Annotated in this window: 22 protein-coding genes; 7 read left to right on the plus strand and 15 right to left on the minus strand. The window is 37.3% G+C overall.

Annotated features, from left to right (window positions below; all coding sequences use genetic code 11):
• Positions 1–40 precede the first annotated feature (40 nt).
• A complete protein-coding gene (locus K8089_RS08515) occupies positions 41–226 on the minus strand; it encodes a hypothetical protein (protein WP_237602854.1) in 186 nt (61 codons plus the stop codon).
• A 6-nt stretch (positions 227–232) separates the two neighbouring features.
• Entirely contained in the window at positions 233–838 is a 606-nt protein-coding gene (locus tag K8089_RS08520; protein WP_237602855.1) for a nitroreductase family protein, read from the minus strand.
• Positions 839–974: 136 nt separating this feature from the next.
• On the opposite strand from K8089_RS08520, the gene K8089_RS08525 reads away from it, so the two are divergent.
• The 3 genes from K8089_RS08525 to K8089_RS08535 all read left to right on the plus strand — a co-directional run bounded on the left by K8089_RS08525 (position 975) and on the right by K8089_RS08535 (position 2,796).
• Positions 975–1,934, plus strand: coding sequence for a TerC family protein (locus K8089_RS08525; RefSeq protein WP_237602856.1), 960 nt, complete (start codon positions 975–977; stop codon positions 1,932–1,934).
• An 81-nt stretch (positions 1,935–2,015) separates the two neighbouring features.
• Positions 2,016–2,318: a ribosome hibernation-promoting factor, HPF/YfiA family gene (gene hpf, locus K8089_RS08530; protein WP_237602857.1), complete on the plus strand. Its 303-nt coding sequence runs from the start codon at positions 2,016–2,018 to the stop codon at positions 2,316–2,318.
• Positions 2,319–2,322: 4 nt separating this feature from the next.
• Entirely contained in the window at positions 2,323–2,796 is a 474-nt protein-coding gene (locus K8089_RS08535) for an arsenate reductase family protein (RefSeq protein ID WP_237602858.1), read from the plus strand.
• Here K8089_RS08535 and K8089_RS08540 read toward each other — a convergent pair whose 3' ends face one another.
• From K8089_RS08540 to K8089_RS08595, 12 genes are all read right to left on the minus strand, one after another.
• A complete protein-coding gene (locus tag K8089_RS08540) occupies positions 2,797–3,162 on the minus strand; it encodes a hypothetical protein (protein ID WP_237602859.1) in 366 nt (121 codons plus the stop codon).
• A 127-nt stretch (positions 3,163–3,289) separates the two neighbouring features.
• Positions 3,290–3,541 carry an acyl carrier protein gene (locus tag K8089_RS08545; RefSeq protein WP_237602860.1) on the minus strand — a complete coding sequence of 84 codons (252 nt, stop codon included), beginning with the start codon at positions 3,539–3,541 and terminating at the stop codon, positions 3,290–3,292.
• Positions 3,542–3,548: 7 nt separating this feature from the next.
• Positions 3,549–4,820 carry a beta-ketoacyl-[acyl-carrier-protein] synthase family protein gene (locus tag K8089_RS08550; protein WP_237602861.1) on the minus strand — a complete coding sequence of 424 codons (1,272 nt, stop codon included), beginning with the start codon at positions 4,818–4,820 and terminating at the stop codon, positions 3,549–3,551.
• Positions 4,817–5,266 carry a 3-hydroxyacyl-ACP dehydratase FabZ family protein gene (locus K8089_RS08555; RefSeq protein ID WP_237602862.1) on the minus strand — a complete coding sequence of 150 codons (450 nt, stop codon included), beginning with the start codon at positions 5,264–5,266 and terminating at the stop codon, positions 4,817–4,819. Before K8089_RS08555 ends, K8089_RS08550 begins: the two co-directional genes overlap by 4 nt.
• Before the next feature lie 75 nt (positions 5,267–5,341).
• A complete protein-coding gene (locus K8089_RS08560; RefSeq protein WP_237602863.1) occupies positions 5,342–6,115 on the minus strand; it encodes an SDR family NAD(P)-dependent oxidoreductase in 774 nt (257 codons plus the stop codon).
• Positions 6,116–6,117: 2 nt separating this feature from the next.
• Positions 6,118–7,170: a type III polyketide synthase gene (locus K8089_RS08565; RefSeq protein ID WP_237602864.1), complete on the minus strand. Its 1,053-nt coding sequence runs from the start codon at positions 7,168–7,170 to the stop codon at positions 6,118–6,120.
• 58 nt (positions 7,171–7,228) lie between these two features.
• Entirely contained in the window at positions 7,229–7,945 is a 717-nt protein-coding gene (locus tag K8089_RS08570) for a methyltransferase domain-containing protein (protein WP_237602865.1), read from the minus strand.
• Positions 7,942–9,069, minus strand: coding sequence for an NAD(P)/FAD-dependent oxidoreductase (locus tag K8089_RS08575; protein ID WP_237602866.1), 1,128 nt, complete (start codon positions 9,067–9,069; stop codon positions 7,942–7,944). Before K8089_RS08575 ends, K8089_RS08570 begins: the two co-directional genes overlap by 4 nt.
• 71 nt (positions 9,070–9,140) lie before the next feature.
• Positions 9,141–9,845, minus strand: coding sequence for an OmpA family protein (locus K8089_RS08580; protein WP_237602867.1), 705 nt, complete (start codon positions 9,843–9,845; stop codon positions 9,141–9,143).
• Positions 9,846–9,850: 5 nt separating this feature from the next.
• Positions 9,851–10,330 (minus strand): lipocalin family protein, encoded by a 480-nt coding sequence (locus tag K8089_RS08585; RefSeq protein WP_237602868.1) that lies wholly within the window; start codon positions 10,328–10,330, stop codon positions 9,851–9,853.
• 36 nt (positions 10,331–10,366) lie between these two features.
• Positions 10,367–10,528, minus strand: coding sequence for a DUF1328 domain-containing protein (locus tag K8089_RS08590; RefSeq protein WP_237602869.1), 162 nt, complete (start codon positions 10,526–10,528; stop codon positions 10,367–10,369).
• Between the two features lie 97 nt (positions 10,529–10,625).
• Positions 10,626–12,635: an alpha-ketoacid dehydrogenase subunit alpha/beta gene (locus tag K8089_RS08595; protein ID WP_237602870.1), complete on the minus strand. Its 2,010-nt coding sequence runs from the start codon at positions 12,633–12,635 to the stop codon at positions 10,626–10,628.
• A gap of 246 nt (positions 12,636–12,881) precedes the next feature.
• Between K8089_RS08595 and K8089_RS08600 the strand changes: the two genes are divergently transcribed.
• The 4 genes from K8089_RS08600 (at position 12,882) to K8089_RS08615 (ending at position 16,081) form a co-directional block, all read left to right on the plus strand.
• Positions 12,882–13,832 carry an isopenicillin N synthase family dioxygenase gene (locus K8089_RS08600; RefSeq protein WP_237602871.1) on the plus strand — a complete coding sequence of 317 codons (951 nt, stop codon included), beginning with the start codon at positions 12,882–12,884 and terminating at the stop codon, positions 13,830–13,832.
• Positions 13,833–13,904: 72 nt separating this feature from the next.
• Positions 13,905–14,234 carry a translation initiation factor gene (locus K8089_RS08605; RefSeq protein ID WP_237602872.1) on the plus strand — a complete coding sequence of 110 codons (330 nt, stop codon included), beginning with the start codon at positions 13,905–13,907 and terminating at the stop codon, positions 14,232–14,234.
• A 114-nt stretch (positions 14,235–14,348) separates the two neighbouring features.
• Positions 14,349–15,230 (plus strand): nucleoside phosphorylase, encoded by an 882-nt coding sequence (locus K8089_RS08610; protein ID WP_237602873.1) that lies wholly within the window; start codon positions 14,349–14,351, stop codon positions 15,228–15,230.
• Positions 15,227–16,081, plus strand: a complete 855-nt coding sequence (locus K8089_RS08615) for a substrate-binding domain-containing protein (RefSeq protein WP_237602874.1) — start codon at positions 15,227–15,229, stop codon at positions 16,079–16,081. Before K8089_RS08610 ends, K8089_RS08615 begins: the two co-directional genes overlap by 4 nt.
• Positions 16,082–16,287: 206 nt before the next feature.
• On the opposite strand, the gene ung is transcribed toward K8089_RS08615, so the two are convergent.
• Positions 16,288–16,953 carry a uracil-DNA glycosylase gene (gene ung / locus K8089_RS08620; protein WP_237602875.1) on the minus strand — a complete coding sequence of 222 codons (666 nt, stop codon included), beginning with the start codon at positions 16,951–16,953 and terminating at the stop codon, positions 16,288–16,290.
• Between the last annotated feature and the right edge of the window lie 5 nt (positions 16,954–16,958).

Raw genomic sequence — 16,958 nt, forward strand, 5'->3', positions numbered from 1 at the left:
TAAAAATCGGCTTTTTTTAGGAATTTAAGTTTCTTCTGAATTAATTTTTTTTTAAAGCATCCAAAATCTTTTCCTTGTCTGAATTTGATTTCATAGCATCATCCTTTTCCACTTTTAATTCGCCATCGCCCTTAATTTTTAAATTTTCTTCCTGTTGCAGCTTTCCAAAATTTGACGATTTTCGGTATTCATCTTGAAAATCTGCGTGTTTCTTTTTCTTGGTCATAATTTGTTATTTTTTAAAGTTTCCATTAAAGGTAAATTCTTCTTGTTTTTTCCGACTTCGCATTGTTTCTAGCTCTTGTTTTTTAAGATCTTCGGGCAAATCGTCAGGATTGCCGCCATAATATCCAAAGGCCACGGCGGTTGCCACGTGGTAATCATCAGTGAAATTAAACTCTTCTTGCGCTTTTTTAAAATTTAAACCTGCCATTTGGTGTACTGCAATCCCCATACTATTGGCTTGGTGAATTACATTCCCCATAAAAAGACCTAAGTCGTGCAGGGCGTGAAAATTTTCTTTGTTATTGGTATTCATCGTTTTTTTATAGGCGTTAATCCACAATAACTGTGAGTTGGCTGCCCAACTTTTATTAAACTCGTCTAAACAATTAAATATACGTGTGTACATTTCGGTACCCTTCGTACCCCAAATAATACGCCATGGCTGAATGTTTGATGAACTTGGCGCCCACCGACCAGCTTCAAATAAGGTTTTTACATCTTCTTCTTTTATAGGTGTATTGGCAAAATTACGCGGACTCCATCTGTTTTTTATACTGTCTAAAATAGGATGTTCTACAGGGGTTTTTTTATTTACAGATATCATGTTTTTCATATTTTTCTTTTAAATGTAATGGCTTTAGGCTGGCTTAAAAAGAATTTAAAAAAGTTTTAACGCTCACCGCCATTATTAACATTTCCATATAATTTTTAGAATTACTTTCCACTTAGTTTTGTGTAAATTTTACTTTATGTTGGTCTGGGGAATCTTTATTGGTTTTATCATTTTATTCTTAGCGTTAGATTTGGGTGTGTTTAATCGCACTCCCCATATTATTAAAACCAAAGAAGCTGCAATCTGGACCAGTATCTGGGTTACTTTGGCATTGGCCTTTTCTGGGGTTATTTACTGGCTTTTTAAAGAAGGCTTAGTTGAAAACCCAACCAATTTGGCGCCAGATGCCGCTATGCTAAAATACATAACCGGCTATTTAATAGAGCTATCGTTGAGCATTGACAACGTATTTGTTATTGCAGTAATTTTTTCATCCTTCGCCATTCCACAGAAATACCAACACGAAGTTTTATTTTACGGAATATTGGGAGCCATTGTTTTTAGGGCGTTAATGATCTTTTTTGGAGTTGCCCTTATCAATAAATTTGATTGGATAATCTATGTCTTTGGCGCATTTTTATTGTTTACCGCCTTTAGAATGTTATTTCATAAAGAGACTGAATTTGATCCCAAAAAGTCGAAAATGTTTCGATTTATGAAAAAACTCTTTCCTGTTAGTTACAAAATGGATGGCGATAAATTTTTTATAAAGCGAATGGGAATCCGTGCTGCCACCCCCCTATTTGTAGCTTTAATAATAATTGAGCTCACCGATATCCTTTTTGCACTAGATAGTATTCCGGCAATTTTGGCCATTACTGCAGATCCGTTTATTGTTTTCAGCTCAAACATTTTAGCCATTTTAGGCCTGCGCTCAATGTATTTTTTAATCTCTAGAATGCTTACTAAATTTAGATTTATAAACTACAGTTTGGTTGTTATTTTGGCCTTCGTGGGTGTAAAAATGATACTCGCCCATAATGTTGAAATCCCCGAATGGCTGTCACTGGGCGTAATTGGTTTATCGTTAGCTGCTGGTATAATTGCATCTATTGTAATTACAGACCCCAACGCTGCTGTTTTGGAAGAGGACTAAATTTTCACAATTTCATATTAAAAGTTTGGTTCGGCTTTTTTGCTATTGTATCTTTAAATTTATAATAAAAACCAACAGAATATGAAGATAAATTTTGAGTACCACGAGGTTGCAGCGAGCCAAAGACTGGAAGGTTTTGTTGCTGAAAGATTAAATAAAATTGAAACAAAATACGACTCTATAATTAGTGGAGATGTTTATTTTAAAAAGGAAAATTCTTCAAATCCTGAAATTGGCAAAATTTGCAGCGTACGTTTAAGTATGCCAGGAACTACCATTTTTGCAGAGTCTTCAACGGCTTCATTTGAAGCTTCGGTTGCAAAAGTAACTACAGAGCTTCGATCTCAACTTCAAAAACGAAAAGAAAAACTGAAAGCACATTAATAGTATGAAAGATATGGGAGTTATAGCACGAAATGAAAACCAACTTACCCTAATTTATAGTAGCAATACACGTGTGGGAACCCACACCTTAAGTTATTTAACAGGAATTGATGAAAGGTATTTAGCTATAGATTTGGCTAAAACCAAAGTGTCTGATACCCAATGGGCAGAAATTGCCGATGCTCTGGGCGTAAAAATTGGCGATTTAATAGACAAACGACAATTAGATATTGACAGTGAAAGTACATCCAATTTTGGTTCGAACGACTGGTTAAAAATTATCCAAAATAACGATTCGGTTATTTCGCAACCAATTGCAATAATGGGTAGTAAAACTAAGCAAATAAACAATCCACCTGAAATTTTAGAGTTTTTTGGCGTTGAATCTGCTGGCTTAAATCAAAGTCCGCTTAAAGGCGACAAGCCAGATATTGAAAGCACCACCGAAAAAGAACGATTTATAGAAAAGAATAAATAGTTATTCGGTCTTTATTGTTTCAATAGGTTGAAACTTGGGCTTAATCTTTTTGTAAACTTCAAGTTGCGGCCGTGTTAAAATATCATTCATTTCGGCGGTCTCCTCCTGTTGAAGTTTATACAGTAGATTAAGCTTTTCTTTTCCACTTAATTCTGCTTCAATTTTATACCTGCGAATTAAAAACTCCTCCACCTTTTGCTGAAATAAAGATTGTTGTTCTCCCGTTAATCCAAGTTCTGGCACGTATTTCTGAGTGAGTTGGATGGCTTCCTTTTCTGCTACAGGATTAGATTTTTGAAGAAATGGATCCTGTGAAAATGCTGAGAAACTCATAAATAGAAACAATATTCCGAGTAAATTTTTCATGGTCTATAAATTTATTTAGTTTTTACTGAAATTAATAAATTTAAAACCAGTTGCCATTTTGTTTAACGCATTTTAACGCTCTAAAAACAAGCACTTAACAAAAATATAAGAGCTGAAAAACACGCAACTAAACCGAAATTTTCTGTTGAATTAACAAAATAGCATCGTCTATACTACGAAGCTGCTCCATGTCCTCATTTTTAAATTCAATGTTAAAGACGTCTTCAATATCTAAAACAATATCAACAAGATGCGCCGAATTTATATTCAATTCACGCGTTAAATCGCTTGATTTGTTTACTTCTTTTGGCGCCACGTCCTCCGGCAAATAGTTTATAATAATAGGTTCCAACCTTTCGTATATTTCTTTCGAAGTCATATTTCGTTTATATTTTTTTAAAGATAACACAAGCGTTTACATCGCCAAACCCAAAACTGGCTTTTGCAATAGTTTGCAATGTGCTTTTTCGCAATTGTCTCGGGATTTTTTCTGAAGCAATTAAAGCATCAATTTCAGGATGTAAATTCTCGCAATTCACATTCGGAAAAATAAAATCTTCTTGCAATTGAAGCATTGCCGAAACAATTTCAATACTACCACTAGCAGCCAAACAGTGACCCACCATTCCCTTTAACGAATTTATATACGGAAACTCGGCCCCTCGCCTATTTAAAGCGAGGCTCCAGTTTTCAATTTCATCCGGATCTTTAATGGTCGCGGTTAAATGCCCGTTTATATAATCAATTTCATCGCCCGTTACATTCGCATTCACCAACGCATCTTTAATGCATTTTTGAACGGCTGCACTGTTGGGAGCCGTCATACTTCCGCCGCCTCTTTGACCGCCGTTATTAACAGCGCCGCCTAGTATTTCGGCATAAATAGTTGCGCCCCTTTTTTGCGCACTTTCCAACGATTCAAGAAAATAGGCTCCTGCGCCACTTCCAGGCACGAAACCGCTGGCTTCGGCACTCATTGGACCTGCAACTTTATTTGGCGCATCGTTAAATTTATAGGTGGTTACCTTCATTGCATCAAACCCGCCCCACAAATATGGGCCGCTATCACTGGTGCTACCACAGAGCATATATTTTGCTTTCCCGTTTGCAATATGGTCGTAACCCAATAATAGCGCTTCAGTGCCGGTTGCACAAGCTGAAGAGTTTGCGGTAACTGTATTTCCGGCCCCAATAAGTCCGCCAAGATAGGCACTCACGCCACTTGTCATCGTTTGCGCCACAGAGGTACTACCCAAACGGCGCACATTTTTATCGTCTATTTTATAAATGGCTTCGCGAAATTTTTCAACGCCACTGGTGCCGCTGCCGAAGATTATTCCCAAATCCCACAATGGTTCTTCTTTTGGATTTGCTGGTTCAATTTTCGCATCTTTCAATGCGTCCATTCCTGCAATTACACCGTATAAAATACTGCTGCTGTTGAAATTTCGAAGTTGAAGTTCAGAGAGATATTCGCGTTTTTTATCTTCGGAAATATGTGGTTTTGCTCCCAACTGACAAGAAAAATTAAGATCGCGCAATTCAGGAAAAAACGCAATGCCAGAAACCCCGTTTTTTATGGCTTCCGAAAAAGCAGTCACCCCTACTCCATTCGGCGCAACAACGCCCAAACCTGTTATTACGACCCGTTTCCTCATTTAGTTTTAGTTTCTTTTAAAAGCATGCCGCTGATCGTACCTTGGGCAACAATTTCATCATTGGCATTCAGCATTTTTACTTTACATTTCAATTTGTTAAATCTGAAATATATTTTTTCTGAAACAACCTTCACTTTTTCGTCGGGAAATACTGGTAAGTAAAAATCGATTTCTGTATTGCTCAATGCGAAACCTGGGTTTTCAGAAATGTGTTCTTCGTTTAAAAGAAATATTCCAAAACAAACCAAGCCAATTTGCGCCATACATTCGGTTAAAATAACGCCAGGCGTAACCGGATTATTTATAAAATGACCTTTATAAAAATAAGCGTCATTCCTAAAAAAATATGTGCCCGTTATACTTTCAGAAGAAACAGTGAGTATTTCATCCACAAACAAAAAAGGTTCGGAATACGGAAGTTGCACTATTATTTCTTTTGATTTCAATATTTTTCTTTTTTCACTAAATTTTTCGGTTTCGTTTTCCTTTTCTATTTCTCTCGATTGCAGTTGCGATCGATTTCACCTAAGACTCTCCCCGCCATCCACTTTTAGCACAGTTCCATTTATCCAATCGGCTTCTGCTTTGCACAGTAAATACACTGCGCTCGCAACATCAGCTGGAGTTGTAAGTCTGCTAAACGGATTTCTGAATTTCGCCATTTCAGCGAGCTTTTTACTTTCGGGAATTGCCAAAAACGAAGGTGTTTCCGTAGTTCCAGCTTGAATGCAATTGGTTGTAATTTCCAGTGGTGCCAATTCTACCGCCATATTTCGCATTAATGCTTCCAATACCGATTTTGCGGCAGAAACCGCTGCGTAACCCGGCCACACCCGAGCATTTCCTTCACTTGTAAAAGCGATGTTTCGAGCTTTATCTGTAAATATTTGGTTCGCAATTAAAGTTTGAACCCACTCGTACCAGCTTGTGGCCATTGCGTGAATCGTTATATCGAAATCTTGTTTAGTCAATGTTTCCGCATCTGCATTGTTCATTTTTTTTAAACTTCCTTTTGCGATGCTGTGCAGTAATAGTTTCACACTATGTTTCGGAAATTCTTTAATAATCTCTAATCTCACAGCTTCATTTAAAGCATCTTTATTGAAAGTTTTCACCGTAACGCCAAAAGCATTCATCGTCTCAACTTCTTTCTCAAACATCGCCAAATTGCTTTTTCTATCGCGATGAATAATACAAATATTCATTCCTTTGGATGCCAATTTTTTGGCACTGGCGAGGCCTAAGCCGCTACTACCGCCTAAAATTATTGCCCATTTATTTTTGAATTCACTCATAATTAAAATTTCAACAAAACCCGTTGTGCCGAAAAACCAGGGCCGAAACTAAGCATCAATCCCAAATCTCCAGCGGGAAGATTTTTGTCCATAAAGCGTTCTAAAACGTACAGCACAGTGGCACTGCTCATATTGCCGTACAACCGCAATACTTCTTTGGTATCTTCGATGTCCTTGCCCAATTTTCCAAATAAATCTTCTACTGTTTCAACTATTTTACGTCCGCCGGGATGAAAAATAAGATGATCGATATCCTCGATTTTTAAATTACTTTTCTCCAAAAACGGATGGATAATTGCAGGAAAATGCGCCACTATTTTTTCCGGAACCGATTTATCGAGTATCATTTTTAAACCTGTATTTACAAGCTTAAAACCCATCATATCTGTCGCATTGTAAAAATGATACATTTCTTCTGCAAGCACTTCCGGTCCGCTATCTTCTTCATTGGAAGACATTAAAACACAAGCTGCACCATCGCCAAATATTGCGGCGCTCACTATATTCACCATTGAAAAATCTTCTAGTTGAAATGTTGCTGTGGGTGCTTCCAAAGCAATTACAGCTGCGCGTTTCCCTGGATTGGCTTTTAAAAAATTATTCGCGTAAATAATACCCGAAATTCCAGCAGCGCATCCCATTTCGGTAACTGGCAAACGCACAATGTCTTGCCGCATTTTCAGTTCGTTTATTAAATACGCATCCACGGAAGGAATCATAATCCCTGTGCAACTTACAGTAATTATGAAATCTACATCGGTTGGATGCCAATTCGCTTTTTGTAAGGCTTTTTCAAGGCTTTGTTTTCCGAGTTTGGTAATTTCGCGAATATAAATATCGTTGCGTGCCTCAAAACTTGTATTCGTAAAAACTTCCAGCGGATCCATAATTGAGTAACGTTTATCTACCCCCGCTCCCTCAAAAATCTTGATTACTTTTCGTTGAAAACGCTTGTCTTGGTGCTGCATCCATTGTTCCACAAACGGAATAATCTCTGCAGTTTCCCGACTGTATTTTGGTAATTGCTTTGCAACTGTGGATATTTTTACACTCATAGTAACTTCCTGCGAAAACAGAAATCTGATTTTAAAAAAGTTGATTCATTCTCCATCTTCATAATTTTTTCAGTATCCATTGGTAGCGATACGCCCAACGCCAATGGATTTCACTCTGCTGGTTGGGAATATTTTTTGAAATACTTTCGAGCTCCTCCCTTTTAAAGCCTCTTGCCACTGATATTAAACCGTCGTGCCTTGCTGTTTTGGTTTTTAAAAACAGTTTGCTCGCAACTTTAAATAAGTTGAAAGCGTGTTTACTTCGCTCTAAATCGTTTACAATTAGACCAATGCTCGTTTTGTGCAATAATGTTTTTAATAAGTTTTCAACCTTTTCGTTGCTGAAATGATGTAGAAACAGCGTGCACATTGCAATATCGCAATTAGGAATTAAATTTTCTTCTGAAAAGACATCTACTTTTAAATATTTTATGTTTGCATAAGCTTCACTTTTAATTTTGGCGAATTGTATGATATTTTCGTTAAAATCTAAACCTATACAATTGAAGTTGTACTTGTGTTTACGTCCAAAATCGGCACATTTACGAAGCAATTCTCCATCGCCACAACCCAAATCTACTATGGTTATTTTTTCAGTTTTACTTTTGTTTTGCAACAGTTTTTGAAGTCCGTTAATTGTAATACTATTGCCACCCAACCACTTATTTACCGTTTTTAAATCGGTTAAAAGATCTTTCATTTCCGGGCCGTGAAAATCAAGACTATCCATGACTTCAAGCTGTTGCGATCTGTATTTACTGTTGAAAGTAATCATGGGGTTGTGTTTCCGTGTGTTTTTTTAATAATCATTGGCACGATCGAAGGAACAACCTTGGCCATTGCAAATCCTACTTTCGAAGTACTTGGATTCATTAAAACGCGTTGAATAAGTCTTCCTGTTTTTAGTCTGCTTTCAAATTCGTTCTTCCAGCTTTTGATGTATTCCGCTTCAATTAAAGCACGGTTGAAATTATTTTTTTGAAATGACTTCAGAAATATTTCAGAAAATATTTGTGCACTTTTAATCGCCATTGCCATTCCATTACCACAAAGTGGATGAATTAATCCAGCGCTATCGCCAACCATAAAAATATGATTTTCCACTGGGTTTTTCTTTTGAAATGATATTTGGCTAATAGTCAACGGTTTTTTAAAAAGTGGTTTCGCTTTGCTGAAAAATTCGTTTAAAAATGGGTTTTTACTCATTTCCTGTTTTTGAAATTCTGCTATCTTTCCGTACTTTTTAAACGATTTAAAAGTGGTTAAATAACAGGCGTTAACAACATCATTTTCAGTTTTACTCAAACCGCAGTAGCCTCCGCTAAAATTGTGTAACGCAACGGTATCTTCCGAAAAATCGTAGTCGTAATGTGCTTTCACCGCAAGCCACGGCGAGTTTTGACGCATAAATTTTCTGTTTAAAAAAGAATCAATATTTGAGCGTTTTCCGAAAGCACCAACTACAAAATCTGCCTTAAAAACTCCTTTCTTTTGCGTGCTAATCTCGAATTGGTTCTTTTCAAAATTTATTTTTTCAACTGTATCAAAAACTACGTAAACTTTGTTTTTTATGGTTTCATAAAGTAGCTGATCAAATGCAAACCGACTTATTCCAAAACCGCCGAGTGGCAAAGTAGCCGTAATGGGTTTGCCTACAGAATCGGTAATTTTAAATTTCGAAATTTCCTTTGCCCCTACGGAAAATGGATTTACTCCCAATGATTTTAAATACGGCAGTACTTCATTACTTACATATTCACCGCAAACTTTATGATTTGGATATTCATTTTTTTCAATCAAACAAACCAAACAGTTAAAATTTGCAAGGTGTAGCGCTGCGGTTAAGCCAGCGAGTCCACCCCCAATAATTACTACGTTCCATTTGTTTTTTGTCATCATATTTAGCGTTTAAAGCTAAAAAAATCCCGTCCAAAAATGGCACGGGATTTTAATAAAATATTATATTTTAATTATTCGCCTGCTTCATTCTGTGCTTCTTGCTTCATTTTTTCATTTGGAACAATAGCTAAATTTACGCGACGGTTTTTTGCACGACCCTCGGCAGTTGAATTATCTGCTACTGGCGCAGTTTCACCATACCAATTTGTGGTAAACCTACCCGCGCTCAATCCTTTGGTTTGAACCAAGTAGTTTGTTACGGCCTGTGCTCTGTTTTTAGAGAGAGTCATGTTCATTTCATCTGCTCCCACACTGTCTGTATGACCAACGACCAAAACATTAGTATCTGGGTATTCTTTAAGTACATTGGCTAATTTATTTAAAGTAGTTTGCGAATTAGCGTTAATGTTATATTTGGCAGTGTCAAAATAAACGCCGCTATTCTCATCAAAGGTCACAACAATACCGTCATCTACCCGTTCTACTTGAGCTCCAGGGATTTCTTGTTCAATTTGCTGAGCTTGTTTGTCCATTTTGGCACCAATAAGTACACCGGCACTACCACCAACTACACCGCCAATAACAGCTCCAATTTCTCCGTTACCGCCTTTGCCTATGTTGTTACCAAGTATGGCACCCAACACGGCTCCACCGGCAGCGCCAATTACGGCACCTTTCTGTTTATTATTAGCATTTCTAGTAGCTTCACAGCTCGTAAAACTAATAACGAACGTAAAAGCTAAAGCAACTAATGTAATTTTTTTAAATGTTTTCATAATTATTATTCTTGTATTTTAGTAAAGTTCATGTTTATTTTAAACGGTTTTCCATCCAAACTCACTGTTTGTTCCCAACGCATTGAAGATTCGTTAAGCTGAGCTAAACGCAGTCTGTAACCTGCATTGGTTTCTGATTTTCCTTTTTCATTTGTTGGTTTTAAAAGAAAATCATACAATCCAGAGGTAGGATCTATTTCTTGAATGGTGAAAATAAAGTTTCGTTCACCGGTAGGACAATTAGAATTGTTAATGGTATAATTTCCCGTGTTATTATTAGGAATAAATCTCCACGAACTACCTTCCATGCATTCCACGGAAGTATCGTTAAATAGCGTAACATTATACGTGCCCGAAGAGTCGTATGTAATATTGTCTAAAGCCCAATATCCTTTAATTACTTTTCGCGATTCTTGAACGGTTTTAGGTGTACCGCAAGCGAATGTTGTGGCTGCAATTACAGCCAAAATGAGGAATTTTTTCATAAAAATTAATTTTGGTTTTAAATGGTTATGTAGCGATTACCTTCTAAATAATCTTGAAAGTAATGATAGTACTAATAGCACTATAAATATGTAAAAAATAATTTTTGCGATATCAGCTGCACCTTCTGCGATGCCTCCAAATCCAAAAACTGCTGCAATTATTGCAATAACTAGAAAAATAACGATCCAACGTAACATAATAAATGGTTTTAATGATTAGTATACCACTAAAATAGATAACAATTTACTTGCTACATTACGCTTTATCTAAAGTTTAACAACGAATGTTAAATTATTAGTAAGACAATAAATCTAATAGGTTTTCTTTGAATTTTTCTTTAGGAAGATACCCTGCCTCTAAATTTGCCGCAAAGGGAATTGGAGTCTCTAAACTGCCCACACGCTTAACTGGAGCGTCTAAATGCTCGAAGCAGTTTTCCATAATCAAGGCCGATATATCTGAAGCCATACTGCCAAAAATTGAATCCTCTTGAAGTATAATTACCTTCCCTGTTTTTTTAACAGAGCTGTAAATTGCTTCAGTATCTAACGGCATAAGCGTTCTTAAATCTATTAAGTCTGCCTTTATTTTATTGTTTTGATCCAAGGTTTCCAAAGCCCAATGCACTCCAGCTCCATAAGATATTATGGTTACATCGTTACCTTCTCGTAAAAGTGAGGCTTTCCCAAGCGGTAACGTGTAATAATCTGTAGGCACATCTTGACGTATGCTTCTATACAATGCTTTGTGTTCAAAAAACAATACCGGGTTTGGGTCTTCAATACTCGTGGCCAATAAACCTTTAGCATCATACGGAAATGCAGGATAAACCACTTTTAAACCAGGAGTGTGTGTAAACCACGCCTCATTGGTTTGACTGTGAAAAGGTCCCGCTCCCACTCCGGCCCCACAAGGCATTCTAACTACCACATCTGCCTTTTCATTCCAGCGATAATGGCTTTTGGCCAAATAATTTATAATTGGATTAAAGCCAGAAGTAACAAAATCTGCAAATTGCATTTCCACCACGGCCTTAAAATCGTTAATAGAAAGCCCCATTGCTGTTGAAACAATTGCCGATTCACATATAGGTGTATTGCGCACGCGCCCTTTCCCAAATTGCTCCACAAAACCTTCCGTTATTTTGAAAACACCGCCGTACTCCGCAACGTCTTGCCCCATAATTATAAGGTTGTCGTGGCGTTTCATAGACTGTTTTAAACCTTGCGAAATAGCGTCGATTAAACGCACGTTTTCAATTTCTAAACTTGAAACAACTTCTTGATATTCAAAAGGCTTGTAAACGTCATTTAATTCATTAGTTTTACTGAACTCAACTACTGGCTCTGCAAAGGCGATGTCTAGATTTTCATCTATTTCGTGTTTGAATTCACTTTTAAATTCTTCAATTTTTTCCTCAGAAATAAGGCCTTCTTCAAGTAAATAACTTTCAAAATTGAGCAAAGGATCGCGCAAGCCCCACTCGTCAATTAAAGTCGTAGGAACGTATTTTGTACCACTCGCCTCTTCATGTCCGCGCATTCTAAAGGTTTTAAATTCCAAAAGAATTGGCCGCGGATTGGTACGCATACTTTCCACCAATCCTTTTAATTTGGTATAAACCTCTAAAATATTATTTCCTTCAATAATATGCGATTCCATTCCGTATCCCTTTCCACGATCGGCAATATGTTCGCAGTTGTACTGTTCGTTGGTTGGAGTTGAGAGGCCGTAACCGTTATTTTCAACACAAAAAAGCACCGGAAGTTGCCATACAGAAGCCACATTCAACGCTTCGTGAATATCGCCTTCACTAGTCCCGCCTTCACCTGTAAAAACTGCGCAGACTTTATTGTTTTCTTTTAGTTTATTTCCCAAAGCAATTCCGTCGGCAACGCCAAATTGCGGTCCCAAGTGCGAAATCATTCCTACAATATGATACTCTTGTGTTCCAAAATGAAAACTTCTATCGCGGCCTTTGGTAAAACCGTTCGCTTTTCCCTGCCATTGCGAAAACAATCTATGCAATGGAATATCGCGCATCGTAAAAACCCCGAGATTTCGGTGCATGGGTAAAATGTATTCGTCTTTATCTAAAACTGCTGTAATTCCTACGGAAATAGCTTCCTGTCCTATTCCGCTAAACCATTTTGAAACTTTGCCTTGGCGCAACAGAATGAGCATTTTTTCTTCTATCATCCTCGGCTTCAACATGCCGCGGTATAGATTAATTAAAGTGACGTCATCAAGGTCTTTTCGGTTGTAATCGAAGAATATTTGGGGGGTAGTCTCTGGTTTCATCATTATAAATTTGCAATATCAAAAGTATTAAAAAACCCGTTGTAACAACGATTATTAACGGAAATTTTATCTTCATAATAACTTTGATAATTTGGTATCTTTGTAATCTCAATAAATGAATTATTAGGTGTTAATTTAAGAAATTGAACACTCTATGCTGAATATAATTTTTAGTGTTACGCCTTTAGTCTGTTAATAATACACTCAAATTCTGTAATTTAGTTTTTTCGAATAGATAAATAAAAAACCATGAATAATATACCCAGCGTAAATTTAGCCGATTTCCTTTCTGATGATCCAAAAAGAAAACAAAAATTTGTTGATGAAATAGGCTCTGCTTATGAAGATATAGGCTTTGTGTCGCTTAAAAATCACTTTCTGAGCGATCAGCTAGTTGAAGAATTATACAAAGAAATAAAAGCCTTTTTTGCGCTTTCTGTGGAAACGAAAGAAAAATATGAAATTCCAGGTCTCGGTGGGCAGCGCGGCTATGTTTCCTTCGGAAAAGAGCACGCCAAAGGCAAGAAGGAAGGCGATTTAAAAGAATTTTGGCACTTTGGACAAGAGCCTGCCGAAGACGCAAATCTTTCAGAAAAATATCCCGAAAATGTGCAAGTAACCGAACTCCCCGATTTTAACCACACAGGTATGGAAGCCTATAGAATGCTCGAGAAAACAGGGGTTTATGTGCTTAGAGCACTCGCACTTTATATAGGTTTAGACGAATTTTATTTTGATCACTGGGCAGCAAATGGCAATAGTATTTTACGGCCAATCCACTACCCGCCAATAACCGAAGAGCCAAAAGGAGCAATGCGCGCAGGTGCTCACGGCGATATAAATCTTATTACTTTATTAATGGGCGCTTCAGCTGGTGGATTGCAAGTTTTACGCAAGGATGGCGAGTGGATTGACGCAATCCCGAACGAAGATGAGTTGGTTATAAACGTAGGCGATATGCTTGAACGACTTACCAATAACAAACTGCGATCTACCATTCACCGCGTTGTAAATCCGCCGCGTGAAGAATGGGGAAGCCCGCGTTATTCCATTCCCTTCTTTATGCACCCGCGCAGCGATATGAAATTAAATTGCTTACCAGAATGTATTGACGCAAAACACCCAAAAGCTTACGAAGATATTACTGCTGGCGAATTTTTACACCAGCGTTTAGTAGAAATAGGACTGATAAAAAAATAGTTCTTCGGCGCCACTCTGGGACTAACTCGGTGATTGAGCGGAACCGAAATCACAACACTTAAAATTGAAACATTGAATTCTTTAGAAGACCAGCTTAAAAATCTTTTTCCGGACCACGAACCATCCGAAATTCCCAAAGAATCGGAAGAACCAACAATTTGGATGCAAAACGACCCGTTAATTTGTAAATACGAAAAGCGAAAAGGCAAGCCAATTACAATTATAGAAGGCTACACCGGGGCCGATAGCGACTTTAAAATTCTTGCCAAAGAATTAAAACAACTCTTAAGCGTTGGCGGTAGTTTTAAAAACGAACAAATAATAATTCAAGGCGATTATCGCGATAAAATTATGCAGTTTTTAGAAAAGAAAGGTTTTAAAGTAAAACGGGTTGGTGGATGATCAGTGAGCAGTAATTGGTATTCAGTGTTAGTATTCAGTGGATAAACTCCCAATCTGGTCGCTCGTTACTAATAGCATCCACTTTAAAATTTTAAGCATAAAAATTAAATTATTTTGAAACAACAAACCATACAACCCAGTGAGCTCATAATTACTCCAGAAGGTAAAATTTATCATTTAGACCTCGCTCCTTCTCAATTAGCAACTACCATAATTACTGTTGGTGATCCAGGACGGGTTGAGAAGGTTTCAAAATATTTTGACACTATTGAGTGTACAGCACAACATCGCGAGTTTAAGACACATACTGGTACTTACAAAGGAAAACGGATAAGCGTAATTTCTACCGGCATTGGACCAGACAATATTGATATAGTTTTCAACGAACTGGACGCTTTGGTAAATATAGATTTTGAAAAACGCCAAGTGAAAAAAGAACTCACATCACTTAATATTATTAGAATTGGCACATCCGGTGGCTTAACTCCCGAAATTGAAGTAGATAGTTTTTTAATTAGCGAATTGGGAATTGGTTTGGATAACGTGATGCACTATTACGATAAAACCGATAAAATTTTCAATCGCGATTTTGCTCAATCATTTATAGATCACACCCAGTGGAATCCAGATAATTCGGTGCCGTATGCCGTTGAAGCTGACAAAAGTTTGTTGAAAAAACTTACTTCAGAAAAAACAATCCACGGAATTACCATTACTAACGTAGGCTTTTACGGTCCGCAAGGTCGGGTACTTCGGGCAAAATTGAAAGATGAAAACCTCAATGAAAAGCTAGCTTCTTTCCGATATAAAAAGAAAAAAATTACCAATCTAGAAATGGAAACCGCCACTATGTACGGAATGGCGAAACTTTTAGGTCATCGCGCAATTTCGATGAATGCTATTGTTGCTAATCGCGCTTCGGGTACTTTTAGTGAAAATGCTTCAAAAACAATTGACGCACTTATTCAATATACACTTAGTAAAATTATAGCATGAAGAATTTTTTGATTGGAGGTGTGCCAGAACATTTTAACTTGCCTTGGTATATTGCACTTCGGGATAAAGAATTTCAAAAAGAAGAAATCAATCTTCGCTGGAAAGATTATCCCGGTGGAACTGGCGAAATGGCCGCTGCCCTGCGCAATAAAGAAATTGATATGGCCGTAATCCTCACCGAAGGAATTGTGCGCGATATAATTAATGGCAACGATTCTAAGATTGTTCAGGTTTTTGTAAAATCACCGCTGTTATGGGGAATTCACGTTGCCGCCGATTCAGATTACGAAGAAATTTTGGATTTAAAAGGAACCGATGCCGCAATTAGCCGCTACGGTTCGGGCTCGCATTTAATGGCTTTTGTAAATGCAGAAAATCACCATTGGGATTTAAAAAATGATTTGAAGTTTAAAGTAATTCAGGATTTAGATGGCGCTTTGAAAGGGCTTCCCAAAGGAAAAGGCGATTATTTTATGTGGGAAAAATTCATGACCAAACCCTATGTAGACAACGGCACCTTCCGCTTAATTGGCGAATCCCCTACTCCGTGGCCTAGTTTTGTGATTGCCGTTCGCAATGACGTTTTAATAAATGAAGAAGCGTGCGTTAAAGCTATTTTAAAAGTAATAAATGATACAACCGCTAATTTTAAAGCCTTCCCAAATGTTGACGAGTTAATTGCCAAACGCTACGGTCAAAAAATTGAAGATGTACGCGAATGGCTTTCATTAACGTCGTGGAGCGATGCTCAATTAACTTCAAAAGAGCTGGAAAACATTCAACAAAAATTACTTGAATTAAAATTAATTGAAAATAAAATTCAGGAAACCAGCATCTTACACAATTTCTAAAAATTTTCTTAATATTTACGCAACCTTACGTTGATCGCTGCATCTTGTTTATATAAAAACAACTATTATGACTACTTTTTTAATCGTTCTGGGGGCGTTGTTAGTCACAAATTTCCTTTTGTTACAGTTTAGCTGTAACGATGCTACAGAGTCCGATGTACCAGAAGAAGAATAAGAAAAAATATCCCCATTTCTTTTCTTTCTATTTACCACACAATTGGAGTTTCTCCCTTACTTTTTAAAAATTCATTTGTTTTACTAAAGTGTTTATTACCGAACCAATACCCTCTATTGGCGGCCAATGGCGAAGGATGCCCACTTGTTAAAACAAGATGTTTCGTACTGTCAACCTTTGCTCCTTTCTTTTTTGCCGGTCCTCCCCATAACATAAAAACCAACCCTTCCCTTTCATTTGAAAGTTTTTCAATTACCGCATCTGTAAATTTTTCCCAACCTTTATTTTGATGACTTCCCGCTTGGTGAGCACGAACGGTCAAAGTTGCATTTAAAAGCAAAACGCCTTGCGTCGCCCAACGTTTTAGGTATCCATTAGCTGGAACCGGTGTACCAACATCTGTTTTTATTTCTTCAAAAATATTTTTTAGCGAAGGTGGAATTTTAACATTTTCACCAACCGAAAAACAAAGACCATGTGCTTGTCCCGGTCCGTGATAGGGATCTTGCCCTATAATTACAACCTTCACCTCATTAAATGGAGTGCAGTTAAAAGCAGAAAAAATATGGCTTCCCGGCGGAAAACAAGTGTTGGTAGCATATTCAGATTTTACAAATTCTACTAAGTTTTTAAAATAGGGTTTTTCAAATTCATCCTTTAAAATAGCCTTCCAACCCGGCTCAATTGTTACCTGCATTATTG

The sequence above is a fragment of the Aequorivita vitellina genome (assembly GCF_022008365.1).
GTDB classification, from domain to species: domain Bacteria; phylum Bacteroidota; class Bacteroidia; order Flavobacteriales; family Flavobacteriaceae; genus Aequorivita; species Aequorivita vitellina.